The organism is uncultured Pontibacter sp., from assembly GCF_947495565.1.
Lineage (GTDB): Bacteria > Bacteroidota > Bacteroidia > Cytophagales > Hymenobacteraceae > Pontibacter.
In genome coordinates, this window is the sequence record NZ_CANLZM010000014.1 from 21,202 (window position 1) to 38,673 (window position 17,472).

General features: G+C 47.2%; 20 protein-coding genes and 1 tRNA gene. 7 read left to right on the plus strand and 14 right to left on the minus strand.

What is annotated here, in order from left to right; all coding sequences use genetic code 11:
* Positions 1-38: 38 nt before the first annotated feature.
* Positions 39-1,223 carry a M12 family metallopeptidase gene (locus Q1B04_RS16385; RefSeq protein ID WP_299760766.1) on the minus strand — a complete coding sequence of 395 codons (1,185 nt, stop codon included), beginning with the start codon at positions 1,221-1,223 and terminating at the stop codon, positions 39-41.
* A 536-nt stretch (positions 1,224-1,759) separates the two neighbouring features.
* On the opposite strand from Q1B04_RS16385, the gene Q1B04_RS16390 reads away from it, so the two are divergent.
* Positions 1,760-2,449 (plus strand): LuxR C-terminal-related transcriptional regulator, encoded by a 690-nt coding sequence (locus Q1B04_RS16390; protein ID WP_299760768.1) that lies wholly within the window; start codon positions 1,760-1,762, stop codon positions 2,447-2,449.
* 193 nt (positions 2,450-2,642) lie between these two features.
* Here the strand turns inward: Q1B04_RS16390 and Q1B04_RS16395 are convergent, their stop codons facing one another.
* Complete coding sequence (locus Q1B04_RS16395) at positions 2,643-3,485, minus strand: pseudouridylate synthase (protein ID WP_299760770.1); 843 nt, start codon at positions 3,483-3,485, stop codon at positions 2,643-2,645.
* A gap of 103 nt (positions 3,486-3,588) precedes the next feature.
* A tRNA-Glu gene (locus Q1B04_RS16400) sits at positions 3,589-3,663 on the minus strand.
* A 201-nt stretch (positions 3,664-3,864) separates the two neighbouring features.
* On the opposite strand from Q1B04_RS16400, the gene gap reads away from it, so the two are divergent.
* The 4 genes from gap (at position 3,865) to Q1B04_RS16420 (ending at position 7,362) form a co-directional block, all read left to right on the plus strand.
* Positions 3,865-4,857, plus strand: a complete 993-nt coding sequence (gene gap, locus Q1B04_RS16405; RefSeq protein ID WP_299760772.1) for a type I glyceraldehyde-3-phosphate dehydrogenase — start codon at positions 3,865-3,867, stop codon at positions 4,855-4,857.
* Positions 4,858-5,113: 256 nt separating this feature from the next.
* The gene (locus Q1B04_RS16410; protein WP_299760774.1) at positions 5,114-5,965 is read left to right on the plus strand and encodes a universal stress protein; all 852 of its coding nucleotides are present in this window, start codon (positions 5,114-5,116) and stop codon (positions 5,963-5,965) included.
* Positions 5,966-6,064: 99 nt separating this feature from the next.
* Complete coding sequence (locus Q1B04_RS16415) at positions 6,065-6,946, plus strand: YegS/Rv2252/BmrU family lipid kinase (RefSeq protein ID WP_299760776.1); 882 nt, start codon at positions 6,065-6,067, stop codon at positions 6,944-6,946.
* Between the two features lie 68 nt (positions 6,947-7,014).
* Positions 7,015-7,362: a translation initiation factor gene (locus tag Q1B04_RS16420; RefSeq protein ID WP_299760778.1), complete on the plus strand. Its 348-nt coding sequence runs from the start codon at positions 7,015-7,017 to the stop codon at positions 7,360-7,362.
* Between the two features lie 81 nt (positions 7,363-7,443).
* Here Q1B04_RS16420 and Q1B04_RS16425 read toward each other — a convergent pair whose 3' ends face one another.
* The 7 genes from Q1B04_RS16425 to Q1B04_RS16455 all read right to left on the minus strand — a co-directional run bounded on the left by Q1B04_RS16425 (position 7,444) and on the right by Q1B04_RS16455 (position 12,457).
* Complete coding sequence (locus Q1B04_RS16425) at positions 7,444-7,866, minus strand: hypothetical protein (RefSeq protein WP_299760780.1); 423 nt, start codon at positions 7,864-7,866, stop codon at positions 7,444-7,446.
* A 19-nt stretch (positions 7,867-7,885) separates the two neighbouring features.
* A complete protein-coding gene (gene kdsB / locus Q1B04_RS16430) occupies positions 7,886-8,626 on the minus strand; it encodes a 3-deoxy-manno-octulosonate cytidylyltransferase (protein WP_299760782.1) in 741 nt (246 codons plus the stop codon).
* A 68-nt stretch (positions 8,627-8,694) separates the two neighbouring features.
* Positions 8,695-9,396 carry a DNA alkylation repair protein gene (locus Q1B04_RS16435; protein ID WP_299760783.1) on the minus strand — a complete coding sequence of 234 codons (702 nt, stop codon included), beginning with the start codon at positions 9,394-9,396 and terminating at the stop codon, positions 8,695-8,697.
* Positions 9,397-9,623: 227 nt separating this feature from the next.
* Positions 9,624-9,953, minus strand: coding sequence for a hypothetical protein (locus Q1B04_RS16440; RefSeq protein WP_299760785.1), 330 nt, complete (start codon positions 9,951-9,953; stop codon positions 9,624-9,626).
* 101 nt (positions 9,954-10,054) lie between these two features.
* Positions 10,055-10,321 carry a hypothetical protein gene (locus Q1B04_RS16445; protein ID WP_299760787.1) on the minus strand — a complete coding sequence of 89 codons (267 nt, stop codon included), beginning with the start codon at positions 10,319-10,321 and terminating at the stop codon, positions 10,055-10,057.
* 79 nt (positions 10,322-10,400) lie between these two features.
* Positions 10,401-11,099, minus strand: coding sequence for a hypothetical protein (locus Q1B04_RS16450; protein ID WP_299760789.1), 699 nt, complete (start codon positions 11,097-11,099; stop codon positions 10,401-10,403).
* Positions 11,096-12,457: an NfeD family protein gene (locus Q1B04_RS16455; RefSeq protein ID WP_299760791.1), complete on the minus strand. Its 1,362-nt coding sequence runs from the start codon at positions 12,455-12,457 to the stop codon at positions 11,096-11,098. The genes Q1B04_RS16450 and Q1B04_RS16455 overlap by 4 nt, the downstream gene beginning before the upstream one ends.
* Before the next feature lie 107 nt (positions 12,458-12,564).
* Between Q1B04_RS16455 and Q1B04_RS16460 the strand changes: the two genes are divergently transcribed.
* Together Q1B04_RS16460 and Q1B04_RS16465 are read left to right on the plus strand one after the other, a co-directional pair.
* Entirely contained in the window at positions 12,565-13,332 is a 768-nt protein-coding gene (locus tag Q1B04_RS16460) for a DUF4905 domain-containing protein (protein WP_299760793.1), read from the plus strand.
* A gap of 5 nt (positions 13,333-13,337) precedes the next feature.
* Entirely contained in the window at positions 13,338-14,297 is a 960-nt protein-coding gene (locus Q1B04_RS16465; protein WP_299760795.1) for a LysM peptidoglycan-binding domain-containing protein, read from the plus strand.
* A 214-nt stretch (positions 14,298-14,511) separates the two neighbouring features.
* Here Q1B04_RS16465 and Q1B04_RS16470 read toward each other — a convergent pair whose 3' ends face one another.
* The 4 genes from Q1B04_RS16470 to Q1B04_RS16485 form a co-directional block, all read right to left on the minus strand.
* Positions 14,512-15,510: a beta-ketoacyl-ACP synthase III gene (locus Q1B04_RS16470; RefSeq protein ID WP_299760797.1), complete on the minus strand. Its 999-nt coding sequence runs from the start codon at positions 15,508-15,510 to the stop codon at positions 14,512-14,514.
* Positions 15,511-15,657: 147 nt separating this feature from the next.
* The gene (gene plsX, locus Q1B04_RS16475) at positions 15,658-16,599 is read right to left on the minus strand and encodes a phosphate acyltransferase PlsX (RefSeq protein ID WP_299760799.1); all 942 of its coding nucleotides are present in this window, start codon (positions 16,597-16,599) and stop codon (positions 15,658-15,660) included.
* 51 nt (positions 16,600-16,650) lie between these two features.
* Positions 16,651-16,848, minus strand: coding sequence for a 50S ribosomal protein L32 (gene rpmF, locus Q1B04_RS16480; protein ID WP_046311713.1), 198 nt, complete (start codon positions 16,846-16,848; stop codon positions 16,651-16,653).
* 50 nt (positions 16,849-16,898) lie between these two features.
* Positions 16,899-17,444, minus strand: a complete 546-nt coding sequence (locus tag Q1B04_RS16485; RefSeq protein ID WP_299760803.1) for a DUF177 domain-containing protein — start codon at positions 17,442-17,444, stop codon at positions 16,899-16,901.
* Positions 17,445-17,472: the final 28 nt, after the last annotated feature.

Below are 17,472 nucleotides of genomic sequence, written 5' to 3' on the forward strand. Positions count from 1 at the left end.
AAAATTAGTTTACACTTAAAAAGCAGTACACAGACTTCTTAATTCGAAGCAAGTGATACCAGCCCTGTTTTGTATTCTTCTATCATAGCATAAAGATCGGATGCTTTTGGACCTGTTATAAAGTGAGACATTTGAGGTGATGAGGTAGTATGAATGCGCTTCTGTGTATAACTAAGCTGCGTGTGAGCTCCTTGTAGGTTACCTTTTTCCATCAATTTTTGTGCACTAACAAGCATATCCCTAAAGGTTTTTAATCGGCCGGCTGCAGACTTGCCAGGCCCGTAACCTACTATACTCTTTTCTAAAACATAGTTATCGAATGCCATAATTATCTGGTCTATCTCAAGTAAGACCGGAGTTGGATACATAGATTCGATGATTGACACATCACCAGGTGACAAGACATCTCTTTGAACTTCGTAGAAGGAGCCATCTGCTTTGGTGATTGTAGGAGCACCGTTTTTAGAAAAAGCCCAACCTTCATACATCATGATGGAGCCAAAGTCAAACGGACCATGATCAAACCCGTCAAACCCTTGCTCATCATATGTTTGGAAGGCATGAAGGTATCCATCTTGAATATTTTCAGGGTAAATCTTTACATACTCATCCCTATCAGAGCGACTCTGCTCATGCCATAAACCAACAGCGTGGCCAATTTCATGAATGGTGCTTCCTGTTGTACATCCTTCTCCGATACTTATAAACTGGTTGCCACCAATCATGCCAACGTAGGAATAACAGCCCTCGTCATCTCCAAAAGTTACATAGTTACTTTGTGTGGTGCGCTTAACAAATTTAAACCCTGTGTTGGCCTCCCAGTGTGCCATGGCCTCATAAACTCTTTCCTGGCGCTCCAGGTTAGGGTCAATGACATAGGGCACGGTTTTGTTGGGCCATCTGGTGGCTAACGCAGAGCGCCCTGTTCCCTCAGTTCTGGTTTTGGATTCACCGTCAGGAGTTGCACCTGCTGAAAGCTGGTCTTTGGAAAGGATAATATCACCCTGGAAAACAGGCTTTTGGTTGATTCTGGAAAATTCAATGGGGTGGCCATACAAATATCCGCTTTCTTTAACGCCTACCATACCAGGATAGGCTTCCTCAACCTTATTAACATGATTGCTTTCACTAACAGGAGCGGCTACAGAGCTCTCCGTGTCTTTTTCACAAGCTGTAAGCAACAGTACAGCCATGATTGCCATAAATAAAGATGTTTGTTTCATAGGAATGTGTAGTTATGATGTGAATAATAAATTTTAATAAAGCAGAGCATCTAAACGTTGAGCAAATACCCTTAAGAACTAATGCTATTGCAAAGCTTAAAGGTTGCTTAGAAGCAAATTGAGTAGTGACAGCTTGTTAAATTGTCAAACCCAGTATTCAGGATTCAGAATATTAAATGTGATGTATAAGGTATTTTCAGAAATAAACCTAAATATGGTCTGTTTAATAATTTTTATAAACGTATCTGAATAGCGGGGCAATAGCAATACCTATTTCCATGTAATTTATATCGACCTATATTTGAATATGCCATGAAAAGGCGAAAGCTAAGTAGCGGAGTTGGATAATAGCGTTTGAAACTAATGAGTTGTTGTTTTAGAACACCTACTAAGTATAAATTTATGCGCTATACTTCAATCAGTTTGATTATGCGATTTTAATTATGTCAAACTGTATGCATGATTTTGTTGCTAATTGATACCCTAGTTCGATAGTTGTCTGCCGAGTCTGTTGTTATACTTTATTTGTAACGCTTATGCATAAAGCACCATTAAGTAAAAGCTTAGAAAAGAAGATAGAGAATAAGATAGCCTCCATTGCAGCTGTAGCCGATGATATTCCGGGTGTGTTCATTATCCATGATCTGCGAGGCTATTCGGTAAAATATATCTCACCGGCAGCTGAGGCTTGGTTAGGCATGTCACTTGAAGAGATCAAAAAACTAGGCGATCAGTATCTAACCCACTTCTTTAATGAAGAAGATTCTGAGGATTACGTACCTAAAATAAAGGGGCTGCTGGAGCGTAACAATCCGGGAGAGACCATCTCATTTTTCCAGCAGGTGCGCAGTTTAAACTGCCAGGAATGGGTATGGCACATGAGCAGCATCAAGGTTTTGCTGCAAGACGAGCAGGGCAAGCCATTACTATCTCTTACCATTTCTTTCCCCATAGACCCACTTCACCATGTAACTGCCAAAGTTTCGCGGTTGCTGGAGGAAAATAATTTCTTAAGAAAGCACTTGCACGATTATAACAAGCTGGGCAAGCGAGAGCGAGAAGTATTGCGGCTCATGGCATTGGGCAAAAGTGCTCCAGAAACAGCAGAAGTCTTATTTATTTCTACGGCCACAGTAGAAACTCATCGCAGAAACATCAAGCAAAAACTTAGCACGAACTCCTTTTATGAGCTCTGTGAGTACGCAAGGGCTTTTGATTTGATTTAAGCACAGCTAAGAATTGGGCAAGAATCTTATATACCTTCTAAACTTGAGTTAGAGAGATTTTTTGAAAGGGATATATTTTACTGATTCGTAATGTACCTGGTACCTCTAAAATTTAGAAAGTAGGGCAGAGGAGGCCAAGTCATGAACAAAGGGCTCAAGTTTTAATATACAAATGCCAAGATTTGTAAGATGCTTAAAATACTGCTTCTAATACAAGTGCGGCAGCTTGCTCAGAAACTGGTTTTTCATCCAAATCCATGCCTGTAAGCATGTGCGCCAGGATGGGTGCGCATTTTTCGCGGCAGGCGGGGTAAAAATGTTTGTGCTTCCAGGTTGCCGTCTTCGGCGATAAGCCCCACCAGAATTCTGCCATTGCCAGCGGTTCCATGTGCTGCTGAAATGCGTACTGCAACAGTTTGGGAGCTGCACACTCGCCCGCACCCGCAGGAGGGTTACTATTTGCCGTAGCCTGGAAAATAGTGCGTAAACTTTTCTCTGTACCCGAACGGTTTAAGAAATGATACTGATCGAAGAGCTTTTGCTGCAAAGCAACGGAGTTAGACTTGCGTAACTTTAACAGCAGATCTATACGGGCCAGGCTTTCTGTTGTCTTTAGTTTTTTGAGTGTGCTGATCTCCTGATTGAGCCGCGTCAGTTCAGCCATACCAATATTCAGAAAACTACCTTCCGTCAGGCTGTCGAATACCGGAGGTACAAACCTGGCGTGGTGGAAACTGCCTGCCAATTTCCCTGAAAAAGCAGCTAAGTATCCTATGTTATTTTGAGTTGAGCGGACAACCAATACACCAAACATTTTGCCGATGACTGCACCCGCCTGTTGTTTGCCTAAACCGAAATTATGCTCCCAATTCGCCTCCGCATCCAGGTATTGCTGAAGTTCTGCAGCAGCCAGTAAACTCAGCGGGTGAGGGGTGTAATCGAAAGGGTAAGTGAATTTTTCAGGTAATGAGCCAGCTGCGATAGGTGCATCAAAAGGTATGAAAAACTTGTTTTCGGGGGCTGTGGGTACTTTCAAGTTTATTTGGTGTAATCTGGCTTATATGAATGCTTCTGGCAATAACGATTAAATATCCGAACTAAAACAAAAAAGCCGCTCCAGTTTTACCTGAAGCGGCTTTTGGTAGCCCGTAGGGGAATCGAACCCCTGTTACCAGAATGAAAATCTGGCGTCCTAACCCCTAGACGAACGGGCCAAATGTTTTACTATAACGTGTCTTTCTTGTTGATTGACGGTGCAAATATAGCAGGTGATTTTAATTTTGCAAAAGCTTAGGTGAATTATTTTTCAACTTTAAGTGTAATCCATTAAAGATCAGTAGGGAAAAAAATATTGGTTTTACACTATACGAAGTCGTAACTTCGCATCATAATCAAACTCTCAATAACTAGATACCATGTCTAAAATTAAAGTTGCAATTAACGGCTTCGGCCGAATCGGCAGACTTACTTTTAAGGCTCTGCTTCAGAAAGAGAATGTAGAGGTAGTTGCCATTAACGACCTGACAGATACTAAAACACTGGCACACCTGCTTAAGTACGACTCTGTACACGGCAGATTTAACGGAACGGTAGAGGCTACTGAAGGCGGCATTACCGTAAACGGCAAAGAAATTAAAATTACGGCTGAACGTGAGCCAAAGAACCTTCCTTGGGGCGATCTTGATGTAGATGTAGTACTTGAGTCTACCGGACGTTTCGTGGATGAAAAAGGAGCTGGTGGCCACCTGGAGGCTGGAGCAAAGAAAGTTGTTATTTCTGCCCCTGCCAAAGGCGATATCAAAACCGTAGTGCTTGGCGTGAACAACGAGGTGCTGACAGGCGATGAGCGCATCGTTTCCAATGCTTCTTGTACTACTAACTGCCTTGCCCCAATGGCAAAAGTACTGGACGACACGTTCGGTATTGAGAAAGGCTATATCACGACGGTACACGCTTACACAGCAGACCAGAACCTGCAGGATGCACCGCACAGCGACCTGAGAAGAGCGCGTGCTGCTGCTTACTCTATCGTGCCTACATCTACTGGCGCGGCTAAGGCTGTTGGCCTGGTGTTGCCACACCTGAAAGGAAAACTGGATGGCGTAGCAATGCGTGTTCCTATTCCGGATGGCTCTTTAACAGACCTGACTGTAGTCCTGAAAAAGCCGGCAACGAAAGAAGAAATCAACGCTGCCATGAAGAAAGCGGCTGAAGGTGAAATGAAAGGCATCCTGGAGTACACTGAGGACCCAATCGTTTCTATCGACATCATCGGCAACACGCACTCTTGTATCTTTGATGCAGAGATGACATCAGCTAATGAAACACTTGTAAAAGTTGTAGGCTGGTACGATAACGAAGCTGGTTACTCTAACCGCGCAGCTGACCTGATCACACGCATCGGATAATTAAATCCGTTTTGCTGAAGTATAAAAGAAGGCCTATCCTGCTAAAGGATAGGCCTTCTTTTTTGCCTCCTGAACAACATCTTGAGCAAAGGAGTATAAAATGATTGAAATCATAGTTTATACTATACAGCTATTATATATTTATACTTTGCCACGGCTTAAAACTTTACCGCAGTTCCTTTATAGTTGCTTCAGCTGTAAGAAAGCCTATTTTATACTTTGTAGATCAAAACTATCAACCTAAACCACACAAGACATGAGAAGGATTTTAGTACCCACTGATTTTTCGGATGAGGCCCGAAATGCTTATGAAATAGCCATCTCGGTAGCGCGCCGCACTGGAGCCGCCATCAAGCTCCTGCATGTGGTAGAAACGCCATACTATTCGGCTAACTTCAGCGCCACCGGCGATGTGATGGTGGGTTCTGACGGCATGGAGCAGGTATACATGCTGCGTCTGCTCGAAAGTACCAAAGCGCAGATGAAAGAGCTGTTGCAAGCTGTTCCGCACGAAGGCGTTCAGGTGGTGCACGAGGTGGATGTGGACCGGCCTATCAATAAAATCAGAAGAACGATAAAGGAGGATAATGTGGATCTGGTGGTGATGGGATCTAAGGGATCGAGCGGGTTGGATGAGTTTCTGATTGGGTCTAACACCGAGAAAGTGGTGCGTACTGCAGCTTGCCCGGTGCTGACGGTGAAAGGCAGAATCAAAGACTTTGATGTAAAGGAGGTGGTGCTGGCTTCTGATTTTAAGCGGGAGGTACGGCATGCGATGGATCAGTTTAAAGCGTTTCAGCAGCTGTTTGGCGCACGTATGCATTTGGTCTATATCAATACGCCGGGTGCATTCGAGTCGAGCTCCAATGTGCGTCAGAAGCTGGAGTACACGGCAGAGAAGTATGGCCTGCAGAACTACACGATCAATGTTTATAACGATGTGATGGAGGAGGACGGCATCCTGCATTTTGCCAACGACATTCGCGCTGACCTGATTATGATGGCTACGCACGGCAGAACTGGCTTCGCGCACCTGCTAAGCGGAAGTATTGCCGAAGATCTGGTGAACCATACCAGTATTCCGGTGCTCACGGTGCATCTGAAGTAGAAAGACAGAAAGTATACTTAAAGCCTGCTGCCTCCGCAACAGGCTTTTTTTATTACCACCTGAAAAAGGTATTTTTGTTCTCAGGCCATCGCCCATACTATGAGCAAACGTACTAAAATCCGCTTTATCATTAACCCGACCTCGGGCACCAACAGCCGCGTGGATGTACCTGCCCGTATTCAGAAGTATCTTGACAGCAGCAAGTATGATTGTAGTATAGAATATACAACTCACGCAGGACACGCACCTGAGTTGGCAAACGAAGCTGCCAACCAAGGAGTAGAGGTAGTGGTGGCTGTGGGGGGCGATGGTACCGTAAACGAAGTCGCTCGTGGGCTTTTGAACACAGAGACGGCATTGGCAATACTTCCCAAAGGCTCCGGAAATGGCCTGGCGCGGCACCTCGAAATTCCGATGGGGCTGGAGGGAGCGATGCGCATTATCAACCAAGGGCACGTAACTACAATAGACAGCGGCCAGATTAACGGGCACCCGTTCTTTACCACCGCCGGTATCGGCTTTGACGCCTACATCAGCTCAGTGTTTGCCGGTAACAAAAAGCGCGGTTTACAGACGTATGTGGAACTGGTGATGAAGGAGGTGCGCAACTATAAGCATCTGCCCGTAAAAGCAAGTATAAACGGAGATAACCTGGATACCGACTGCTTCGTGATGGCCTTTGCCAATGCCGCTCAGTATGGCAACAACGCCTACATTGCACCCACTGCCGATATTCAGGATGGCTTACTGGATGTGTGCCTGGTGCGCCGCCTGGATCTGGTAAAGGCGCTGAACCTGAGCTATTGTATGTTAACCAAGCAACTGGCCAATGCTGATAGCGCAGAATATTTTAAGACGGACCATGTTACCGTGCAGACGGAGGAGGATATTATGTACCACGCCGACGGCGACTACCTGGGCAAAAGCAGAAATTTTGAGGTAAAAATGCTGCCGCTGTCGCTTAAGGTGCTGGTGCCTTAGAAGTTATGTATTGCGAATTAAGAATGGGTTTGTTGGCTCAATCCTTCAGAAATCATTGATTATATAAGATGCGAGATAAAAATAAGAAAGGCCGGCAAGGCGTAGTATACTCCACCAGCCAGGATTTCAACTACGAGTACGAGCAGGGAAACGAGCAGGAAACGCTGCCCCCACAGCAGCAGAACCTGAAAGTGATGCTCGATAAAAAAGCCCGTGGCGGCAAACAGGTAACGCTTATCACCGGATTTACAGGCACTGAAGACGACCTTAAAGAGTTGGGCAAAATGATTAAAAGCAAGTGCGGTGTAGGCGGTTCTGCCAAAGAGGGAGAGATTATGATTCAGGGCGATTTCAGGGACAAGGCGCTGCAGGTGCTGTTATCTTCCGGTTACAAAGCTAAAAAGGCGGGAGGCTGAGAAGGAGTTTGGGAATTAGAGAGTTAGAAAGTTGACAATCTTAAACTGCTAAACTCTTTAACTCGCAAACTTTTTAACTCTTTAACTTAACTTGTCTATGTATTTCTTTGGTCCCTCCAGGAGCCAGTAGTTGGCGCTTTGCTGCACAAACACGTTGCCGGCAAGGGCCGAGGCTTTGGGAGGCGTCGGTTTGTAGACCTGTAGTGGCTGTTTCTCTTGGCTAGCTTTTACAAAACCGGCATCCTGCAGGCAATGCTGTAGTTGGTTTTGGGTATATTTTTTTACCGGCACGCGCAGCGCAGTACGGCGGTACAGGACCAGCATGGTTATGCTAAATAGCAACGAAAACACAGCCGCGTTAAAAGCTATCTCCTGCAGCACTAATGTTATACTTGCCCCCGAAAATTTCCCGCTCAGGCCATACCATACGGCTGTCAGCAAGCAGTACATCGCAAAAAAGTATAAATTAAGCCGCACAAAGCGCAGCAAAGTATAGTGGCGCATGTATGGTAGTGTTGAGTGATTAATCCTGAATTTGCTGAATGGCTCGCTCCAGGTCTTCCGGTGTGTCTATGCCGATGGTTTCGTGGTGCGTGATGGCTGTGGTGATTCGGTAACCGTTCTCCAGCCAGCGTAGCTGCTCCAGCGACTCAGCCAGTTCTAGCGCAGACGGCGGTAGCTGTGTTATTTTCTCCAGAATATCAGTGCGATAGCCGTAAATTCCGATGTGTTTGTAGTAGGTATGCTGTTTGTGCCAGATATCGTTGGGTACGTTGCGGCAATAGGGAATAGGCTGCCTGCTGAAGTATAAAGCCTCTTTAGCCTTGTTTAGCACCACTTTTGGAGAATTCACATTGAAAAGCTCCTCTGCCGTCTCCACTTTTTTGATGAGGGTTGCCAGCTGCGTCTGCGGCTCTTCAAAACAACTTGCCACTAAATCAACCTGTTCTGGATGTATAAAAGGCTCATCTCCCTGTATGTTGATGATGTACTCAAAAGGCCGGTTGTGCTGCTTGTATGCTTCAAAGCAGCGGTCGGTGCCGCTCTGGTGCTGGCTACCCGTCATGACAGCTTTGCCGCCAAACGCTTGCACGTGCTCCAGAATCCGGGTATCATCTGTAGCCACCAATACTTCTGCCAAACGCGACTTCTTGGCCTGTTCATACACCCGCTGGATCATACTTTTGCCTTTGATATCGGTAAGTGGTTTGCCCGGGAAACGGGTGCTGGCGTAGCGTGCGGGAATAATGCCGAGTATTTCCATAACAAGTTACAGGTTTGGGATGAGCTTCAAAGTTACGTAAGAACCGCCACTAATCCAGCGGACGAAGGTTAGCAGCGGGCGGTTTTCTTTTTTTGACGGGGCCGCTGGGCAGCTTTATCTATGTAGGTAAGCGCATCCGGCACTTTGCAGGCTGTGCCACCCATGGCTACCTGCACCTTCCCAACTTGCCCGGCAGCAACTTTAGCCGGCTCTGCGAGCTGTGGCACAAAAGTGGCGGCGGCAATTATAAAACCATTCATGGTGTAGCGCACGCGGTTTGGCTGTTGGTGCAGGGTTTCTGCTACGCGGTTCAGGAGCTGCTGCAGGTGGGGCAGGTCCAAGGCGTTATCAGGTGTTATGCTTAGCAGATGGCTCAGGGTGGCCCAGCCGGCGGCGGCTATGTTCTCTTCCGAGGCTTCTATCCAGCGCAGTGCCAACTCCCAGCCATAAGCCGCCTCTGCCGCCACTTGGGCCACGGTATATTCGCTTAGATAATACCAGTAAGCCTGCTGCACCCATTCCTGCAAATCTTCTTTGGTCATGGCTTTTTCATCGGCAATTAAGCCCGCCAGGTACATGGCATCGGAGTTGCCGGTGCTATAAAGCTCTTTGGATAGTGCGTAGTGCTTTTTGATCTTCTTCTGCAGCGGTTTCAGGTCGCCTACTTTCACCCCGAAGAATGGCTCGCGTGCGCCATGTTTGGCAAGTGTACTTTTGGTGGTGCTGTTGCCGAGGCTTTCCAGCTGCTGCATTACTTCCGAAAGAGTCATAAATAAGTGCCTTAGTTGCTGAAACAAGATAAGATAAAGCCTTTGCTCTTGCAAAAGCTTTCGTTACTCCTTATCCTGCTGGCTGCGAGAGGTCAGTACGATAAGGTTAGTAAGTAAGTAAAGGCCGAGGTAAAGGTACTTTGTCATTAGTTAAATTTTAAGGCGTATACCTTTAAGAGGAACTTTTTAAACAAAAAGTTGCATCGACATGATAAATATTCAAATTATTATTGTGCGTCTACAGAAATCACTCGAACGGCAGGCATCACGCGGGGCTGGGGCAACATACCGCAGCGGCGGTCAATCGGGTTTGGTAACGGTTCATACTTCAACTGTACCAGGCTGATTTCCTGTTGCTTAAACTTATCAGGTATGGCTTCTTCGTTTTCGGGCAGGTAGCGCTCTCCGCCAATCTCAATTTCAAATCCGCAGCCGTCGGCCGCAATCTCGCCGGTCCAGTGGAGGGTAGCGATTGTTTGGGGGTTGGCAGCTTCCTGCTGAGACGGGCTCTGACAAGAGGCAAAGGCTAAAAGCGCCAGGAGTAGGAGTGGTTTCATACTTGTACAGTTTTAAGGGAGTAGTTCTGAATTTAACTTTTTCGTAGCTCTATGATTTTAACAATATTGGTTTCTGCGTTGGCTTGGCAGTACGGCTGTGTCTAGTGGTAATTGATGATAGTGGCTTCTACCTCAGTTGGAGAACCTTCTTTGTAGGAGCTGCTGATTTCATCCTCATTTGTCGGCTTATATTCTGTTTCGTTGATTCTGAGCATAAAACCGCAGCCGTCCAGCGCATAATCACCGGTCCAAACAAGGGTGGCATCCACGGTTTCTACAGTGGTGTTAGTTTCTTCGTCTTTGCAGCAGGAACTGAGCAGAAGTATACTTGCCAATAGCAGGGTGAGGGGCAGGAGTGTGCGTATCATACCTTTTCTCTTTATAGCAAGAGTCAGAGTTGGCGGACAAGGTTGCAGGGCAGCGCTAAATAAGTGAAAATCATTGAGCTTAGTGCTCAACTGTGGGAGGTGGTGTATAAGTAACCTTAGCTCTGACCGGCGGTGGCGGCGGCGGAAGTCCGGGCGCGGGAGGTATATTGTAAGGTAAGTAAAGCTTATCATCTATAGTTTTGACAAATTGCTCGCTCTTAGTTGTTGAAGCACCCAGAATGCGCTTACCTTCCGCAAGTTCCCAGGAATTGTAGTCCATTGCTTTATACAAGCTCTCCAGTTCCTCAGGTAGCTTGTATGGCACAAAACCAATCGTATATACTTCACCATTAGACTTTACAACCTGAAAGAACAGGCTTGGGCCACAGTACGTAGGCGCCATTTCATCCGAATTTTCCCAATCATGGTAATAAAACTGATCTCCCTCCAGCGAAGCAAACTGTTCCAAAGCTGAAACCAATGCCGCTTTAGAGGCAAATCCGTGCTGATGATGTGAGATAGAGTCGTTATAGAAGCCAGTCCATACTTCCATCTTGCCATTTTGAGGTTGCAGCGAAGTATAGCCAACCAGTTTTGGCTTAGGCTCCAAAAAGTCGTCCTCTAAGTTGATGTAGCCTTCCATGGAATCCTCCGGATAATAGTACCTGAACTGCACCAGGTGCACCTCCTTTATGCCGTGGCTTTTGATCACCTCCTCCTGCGGTTGGCATCCAGCAAGTATGGCTACTGCCGCAAGTATAAAGTATAGCTGCTTCATACTACAGGCTCGATTTTCTTTACACGGAGTGCAAAAGTGCTTTGGTCTATTACCTGCACGGTATCGCCTTTCTCAATGAAGCCGTCACGGGCCTGGGCGTCGTACATCACATCGTCTATCATCACACGGCCGGAAGGGGTCATGCGGGTATGGGCAATGCCGGTTTTGCCAATCAGGTGCTCAGCGGTGTTGGCTGAGCGGTAGCCCTCTTTGCTATGAAAGGTATTGTTTAGCACTACATGCTGCATGGAGCGGCTGTTGAGCAGGCGGTTCCAAGTGAGCGCAATGACAACAGCTGCACCCACCATGCCGGCCACCACCGAAATCATACTTCTCATCAGGTTTTCGGAAGGCACAAACGTAAAGTCGAACATCTGGTTGTTCACCATCACCAGCACCAACGATACTACTGTAAGCGCAATTCCGCTGATGCCAGCTATACCGAACCCCGGAATCACGAACACCTCCAATAGTATAAGTATGATTCCGGCCACAAACATCAGGATCTCCCAGTTCTCAGCAAGGCCATTCAAGTAGTAGGGCACCAAATACAACACACCAGCCACAATGGCAGCCATCAACGGAAAACCTACGCCCGGCGTTTGCAGCTCAAAGTATAAACCGCCCACTATAATTAGCAGCAGGATGCCGCTAATAAACGGGTTCAGGAAAAATGAAATGATGTTGTCGGTGGTGCTTAGCTCGTAACGGATAATCTCGGCATCCTGCAGGTTCAGTTGCTCCAACACGCCCGCCACGTTGGTGGCAGTGCCTTCGCAAAAGCCATATTTGATAGCCTCAGATGTTGTTAAGCTCAGCACCTGTCCGGCAGAAAGGGTGCTGTCCACGCTGGCCTCTACCATGGCCTCTGCCATATGCGGGTTGCGGCCGTTGGCCTCAGCAGTGGAGCGCATGATGGAGCGCATGTAACTCTGGTATTTTCCGGGTGCTGCTTCTCCGTCGGCACCTACCACGGTGGCGGCCCCAATGTTGGCACCCGGAGCCATATAAATACTGTCGCAGGCTAAAGAGATAAGAGCACCTGCCGAGGCGGCGTCTTTGTTGATGAACACATACACCGGTTTTGGGTATTCCAGTAGGCGCGTCCGGATCTCGTCTGCATCGTTCAGCGCACCTCCGAAAGTGTCAAGCTCCAGCAGCACATGGTCAACCTCCTGCGCCGTGGCCTCCTCCAGTGCCAGCTCCACATAGCGGTTGGTGCGTGGGTCAATCTCAGACTTTACTTCCATCAGCAGTACCTTTGGTTTAGCCTGTTGTGCAGCAGCAGACAAAGGCAGCAGGAGGCAGAGCAGCAGCGTGTATAAGATCAGATGCCGTAGCTTTAGGTATATTTCCATAAATTTGTAGCAGATTAAGAGTCAGGTTCAGCAGATAATATAGTAAAATCCATAAGCATATCATACCGCTACTTTTTACATACGATTTTAAAGCCCCTGTGTGGCGCATGAGGTTAGACAGCAGCACTGCCTGCCTTGCCCTGGAGGTTCGCGACCCTGACCTGCTGCTCACGCGGTTTTATACTTTGGATACCCCCGGCCTTACGTTAGAGGAGCTTAAACTGCCTCAGGCGCAGACTTGGTGGCAGGGCCTGGAGGATGCCGAGCACGGGAACATATACTTGCACGGCTACGGCAACCGGCAGCTGGGCCAGCACAAAGGTATACTTGCTTTTGATGCATCAGGCCGAAACAAAGTTTGGGAAGCAGCGGAGTTGGCTTTTTATGGCGTGGCAGCAGCAGGAATTATTGCCTATAACCCGCAGCAGCCAGAGGGGGAGCTGCAGGTGCTTAGCCCTGTCACCGGTGAGCCTACAGGCAAGATATTAAGCCAGCAACAAGCCGCCGGGGAGGTGGCCCGCTATAACCACACACGCTTCCAGGATTGCCTGTACCCCACACTTTACCGTGAGGGCGAGGTTTACTTTGAGCAGGTGCAGGCTTTTATTCAGGAGCAGTTGCAGCTGCAGGCTGTTAAAGCCGTGGAGTACGCCGAAACCGAAACACACCTGGTGATCAGTTTTTATACTTCCGGAGAGGATGGTAAACTGCAGAACGAACTGGCAGTATTCGACCTGGCGGGAGAATTGCACCAAAAGGTGAAAATTGGGAGCGATTTGAGTGGGCTTGGTTCAGATACTTTTTTTATCTTTAAGCACAATTTATATTTCATCCTGAATAAAGACATTCTACAGGTTTTTCAACTTTTAGCCTAGCCCTTATGTTACGATCTTTTTTACTTTCACTTGTAGCAGTGCCTGTTCTCTCTTTTTCGGCTAAAGCCCTTGACATCAGTACAGTACGTGACTCGGTGGGGGTGGAGCGCAAGAGCGGCAAACTCTTCGTTCAGCACAAAGTAGAACCTAAAGAGACGCTTTACGCTCTCTCCAGAAAGTATAGCGTACCGGTAGCTCAAATTGTGGAGGCCAACCCAAGCGTGCAGACAACTATTAATATCGGCGAAATTGTGCTGATACCGCGCGGTTATGTATCAGCGGCTGCAAACACTGCTACCAAAAGCACAGCGCCTGCAGCCAGCAACCGGACTTACACTGTAAACAGCATCGGCAATAAAATGCACACCGTGGAGCCAAAGCAAACGCTTTACTCTGTGTCCCGCCTTTACAATGTTTCTGTGGAGAACTTACGCTTCTGGAACAAGCTGCCGGGCAACAACATTGAGATCGGGCAGGAACTGATTGTAGGAATAGGGGAGCCAACGCCTACCCAGAAGCCGGTATACATGCCTGAGTCTGATGATGAAATGACAAAAACTGCCGACTCAAACGCTGTAGCTTCTGCCGGGCCTGCTACTCCTACTTCTGTAGGGGCAACACCTGTTACTGTTACAACCAAAGAGCGTACAGAGGAATGGGGCACGGAAGAGGAAGCATCAACCGCTAACACAAACAAGATGATTGAGTCTGGGATGGCCGAAATGATCGACCCGAAGACAAACGATACAAATAAATACCTGGCGCTGCACAAAACGGCCCCTGTAGGTACTATCATGCAGGTTAAGAATGCCATGAACGGGCAAGTAGTTTATGTGCGCGTTATTGGCAAGCTGCCAGAAACCGGTGAGAACGAGCGTGTTGTAATTAGATTGTCTAAAAAGGCATATCAAAAGCTAGGGGCTGTAGACCCACGCTTCAGAGTTGAGCTTTCATACATGCCATAAGGCTTGATAAGCATTCATTAAATTTGAAAGAGAGTCGGTGTAAGCTATCTCTCTTTTTTCATTGCCATTACTTTATGAAGCAGTAAAGTTGAATCATTCCGGCACTTAAAAACCTGTTTGTGCGGCAGAAAATAGCGCATGGGCTATATATCTAAAACAGCAGAGGCGGCCCAAACCGGAGCCGCCTCTGCTGTTTATACTTTATACTGCTGTTTTATTTTGAATCGTATGCCCACTTCAGGTAGATAGCACCCCAGGTAAAACCGCCGCCAAAAGCAGCCAGTACAATATTATCGCCTTTCTTTAGCTGGCTTTCATACTCCCAAAGGCAAAGCGGGATAGTGCCGCTGGTGGTATTGCCATACTTGTGGATGTTCAGCATCACTTTCTCGTTGCTGAGGCCCATACGGTTAGCAGTAGCCTCAATAATACGCTTGTTTGCCTGGTGCGGCACCAGCCAAGCCACATCGTCACCGGTCAGTTGGTTGCGCTCCATGATCTCTGCAGATACGTCAGCCATACCTTTCACAGCGAATTTAAACACCTGTTGCCCCTCCTGGAAGGCATAATGCTCACGTGCCTCTACTGTTTCAATAGTGGCAGGCTTGCGGCTCCCACCGGCTTTCATGTGCAGAAACGGAGCTCCACTACCATCAGACTTCAGAATAGAATCCTGAATGCCCAGACCCTCTGTGTTAGGCTCCAGCATGACAGCCCCGCCGCCATCACCGAAAATAATACAGGTAGCACGATCCGTGTAATCTACAATAGAAGACATCTTATCGGCTCCCACTACTATTACTTTCTTATACTGGCCTGACTCGACAAACTTAGACGCTGTAGCCAGGGCAAACAAGAAGCCTGAGCAGGCAGCCTGCAGGTCATAACCGAAAGCGTTTACGGCACCCACTTCAGCTGTTATTAGGTTAGCCGTGGCCGGAAACACCATGTCAGGCGTAGTGGTGGCACAGATAAGCAAGTCTACTTCCTCTGGCTTGGTGTTCGTTTTTTCAAGTAAGTCTTTCACTGCCGGCACCGCTATATGCGATGTACCCATGCCTTCGCCCTTCAGGATACGCCTCTCCTTAATGCCGGTTCGTGAAGTGATCCATTCATCGTTGGTCTCAACCATCGTCTCAAGCTCCTGGTTAGTAAGCACGTAATCGGGTACGTAGCCACTTACACCGGTAATGGCGGCAGTAATCTTACTCATTTGTTAATTTAGTTTGGGTGATAAAGATTAAGGGAGGCAATTTAATAAAAAAAACTTGGCATAACCTGTCAGTTTCTTTAAAAAGAATCTTTTAACAGTTTATGCCAAGTATAAAGTGTATTTGTAGGCTTACGCCCCGCAGCTTTATTATTCGCTGTAGTGTTTCTTGATGCGCTCCCAAACTTTAGAAGAGACCATTTTCTGTGCCTGTAGCACCATGTTTTTTACGGCTGTCGGGCTTGATACCCCATGGCCAATCACTACGTTGCCGTTAACACCTAATATAGGGCTTCCGCCTTCCGCTTCGTAGTTAAACTTATCGAAGAAGGGGTCGCTAATGCCTTTCTCATGCATCACGTCGTAAAGCGACTCTGCCATTTTAAGGATAATGTTGCCTGTATAGCCGTCGCACACAATTACATCCGCCTTATCGTTAAAAAGGTCACGACCTTCTATGTTACCGATAAAGTTAATGTTGGTGTTGGCCTTCAGGCGCTGGTGAGCGGCCTGAACTACCACAGTGCCTTTGCCTTCTTCCTCGCCAAGGTTCATTAAACCAACCTTTGGGTTTTGGATGTCCAGCACGTATTTAGCGTAAATAGAGCCAAGCTCGCCGAATTGCTCCAGCACTTCAGGCTTGCATTCTGCGTTAGCGCCTACGTCCAGTATAACCCCGTATCCACCGCGCAGCTTAGGAACAAAGTTCGCGATAGATGGACGCAGGATACCCTCAATTGCTTTTACGCTGAACATGGCTCCAACCAGCATGGCTCCAGTATTACCGGCGCTACAGAAAGCATCAGCTTTCTGCATTTTTAGCAGGCCAAAGCCTATAGCTATGCTGGAGTCGGTTTTATGCGTCAGGGCCTTGGTAGGGTGTTCGCCCATCTCAATTACCTGGCTGGCATTTACAACTACGATGCTGTTACCTGTGTAACCATATTCCTTGAGCAGACTGTTCACTACATCCTCTTTGCCAATCAGCATGATGGATGTACCTTCGTCTATCTCCTGAGCAGCCATAATAGCACCTTTCACAATTGCTTCGGGTGCAAAATCACCGCCCATGGCGTCTAAAGCGATTCTCATTTACAGGGGGTGTTAAAATTATACAGTACTAAAACTAAAGCAGGCGAATGCTTACTGGGCGTTAGTTGTATAATTTTTGATAGCCAGCTTGCCTTTGTGATACAGGTCGCCGTCTACCACGTAAGCATGGTGATAAAGGTGTGGCGTGTCTGTAGTAGGGCAAATTGCAATGGCTTTTTCAGAGAGACCCTGATGTGTTCTTCTTTTATCTCTTCTGGTCTTCGAAATCTTACGTTTTGGATGTGCCATTTTTAGTTAATGATTTACTTACGTTTATACTTTATACTTCTGAAATTCTTTTAGTTAAGGTTTCTAAGGGCGTCCCAGCGCGGGTCTGTGTCATCCTCGTCGTCCTCATCCTCGTCTGTGTCAGCGTCGTCGCGGGAGCTGTAAATCAGGATATCCCGATCATCTTCCTCCTCCTCGTCTTCTTCCTCCACAAAACGTGGGTGCAGTTTCTTCATCGGCAGCGACAACCCGATATAATCGTACAGGTGTTGCGCAATGTTGATTGCCTGCGTGTTTGGCGTTATCTGCCACAAGTCGTCATCCAGCTCCACATTCTCGTCTCCATACTTGATACGGAACGCAGCCTGAACATCTAACGGGTAGTCAAACTCCTCCAGGCTTCTGTCGCAGGTTAAGCGTACATGGCCCTTAATGTCGAAACGGAAAGTAAGCAGCGACTCTGTCTTATCCAGTTCCACATCAGCAGTCAGGTTGCCGCCAAGTATAATCTCCTTCCCGAATTCCTCAAAAAAGTCATCGTTCAGCAGAAACTCATACTTGTGTTTCCTGTTACTGAGCTTGGCAATGCCGATTTCATAATCTCTTAGCTTCTTCACACCAATCGACTCTTTATTGCAAGGTTGC

Excerpts from the sequence above, each read along its gene's own strand:
- Q1B04_RS16425 (WP_299760780.1), bottom strand. The coding sequence starts at position 7,866 with ATGCGCCACTATACTTTGCTGCGCTTTGTGCGGCTTAATTTATACTTT.
- Q1B04_RS16410 (WP_299760774.1), top strand. The coding sequence starts at position 5,114 with ATGAGAAGGATTTTAGTACCCACTGATTTTTCGGATGAGGCCCGAAAT.
- plsX (WP_299760799.1), bottom strand. The coding sequence starts at position 16,599 with ATGAGAATCGCTTTAGACGCCATGGGCGGTGATTTTGCACCCGAAGCA.
- Q1B04_RS16390 (WP_299760768.1), top strand. The coding sequence starts at position 1,760 with ATGCATAAAGCACCATTAAGTAAAAGCTTAGAAAAGAAGATAGAGAAT.
- Q1B04_RS16470 (WP_299760797.1), bottom strand. The coding sequence starts at position 15,510 with ATGAGTAAGATTACTGCCGCCATTACCGGTGTAAGTGGCTACGTACCC.
- Q1B04_RS16450 (WP_299760789.1), bottom strand. The coding sequence starts at position 11,099 with ATGAAGCAGCTATACTTTATACTTGCGGCAGTAGCCATACTTGCTGGA.
- Q1B04_RS16385 (WP_299760766.1), bottom strand. The coding sequence starts at position 1,223 with ATGAAACAAACATCTTTATTTATGGCAATCATGGCTGTACTGTTGCTT.
- Q1B04_RS16460 (WP_299760793.1), top strand. The coding sequence starts at position 12,565 with ATGAGGTTAGACAGCAGCACTGCCTGCCTTGCCCTGGAGGTTCGCGAC.
- Q1B04_RS16465 (WP_299760795.1), top strand. The coding sequence starts at position 13,338 with ATGTTACGATCTTTTTTACTTTCACTTGTAGCAGTGCCTGTTCTCTCT.
- kdsB (WP_299760782.1), bottom strand. The coding sequence starts at position 8,626 with ATGGAAATACTCGGCATTATTCCCGCACGCTACGCCAGCACCCGTTTC.
- Q1B04_RS16445 (WP_299760787.1), bottom strand. The coding sequence starts at position 10,321 with ATGATACGCACACTCCTGCCCCTCACCCTGCTATTGGCAAGTATACTT.
- rpmF (WP_046311713.1), bottom strand. The coding sequence starts at position 16,848 with ATGGCACATCCAAAACGTAAGATTTCGAAGACCAGAAGAGATAAAAGA.
- Q1B04_RS16455 (WP_299760791.1), bottom strand. The coding sequence starts at position 12,457 with ATGGAAATATACCTAAAGCTACGGCATCTGATCTTATACACGCTGCTG.
- Q1B04_RS16440 (WP_299760785.1), bottom strand. The coding sequence starts at position 9,953 with ATGAAACCACTCCTACTCCTGGCGCTTTTAGCCTTTGCCTCTTGTCAG.
- Q1B04_RS16415 (WP_299760776.1), top strand. The coding sequence starts at position 6,065 with ATGAGCAAACGTACTAAAATCCGCTTTATCATTAACCCGACCTCGGGC.
- Q1B04_RS16420 (WP_299760778.1), top strand. The coding sequence starts at position 7,015 with ATGCGAGATAAAAATAAGAAAGGCCGGCAAGGCGTAGTATACTCCACC.
- gap (WP_299760772.1), top strand. The coding sequence starts at position 3,865 with ATGTCTAAAATTAAAGTTGCAATTAACGGCTTCGGCCGAATCGGCAGA.
- Q1B04_RS16435 (WP_299760783.1), bottom strand. The coding sequence starts at position 9,396 with ATGACTCTTTCGGAAGTAATGCAGCAGCTGGAAAGCCTCGGCAACAGC.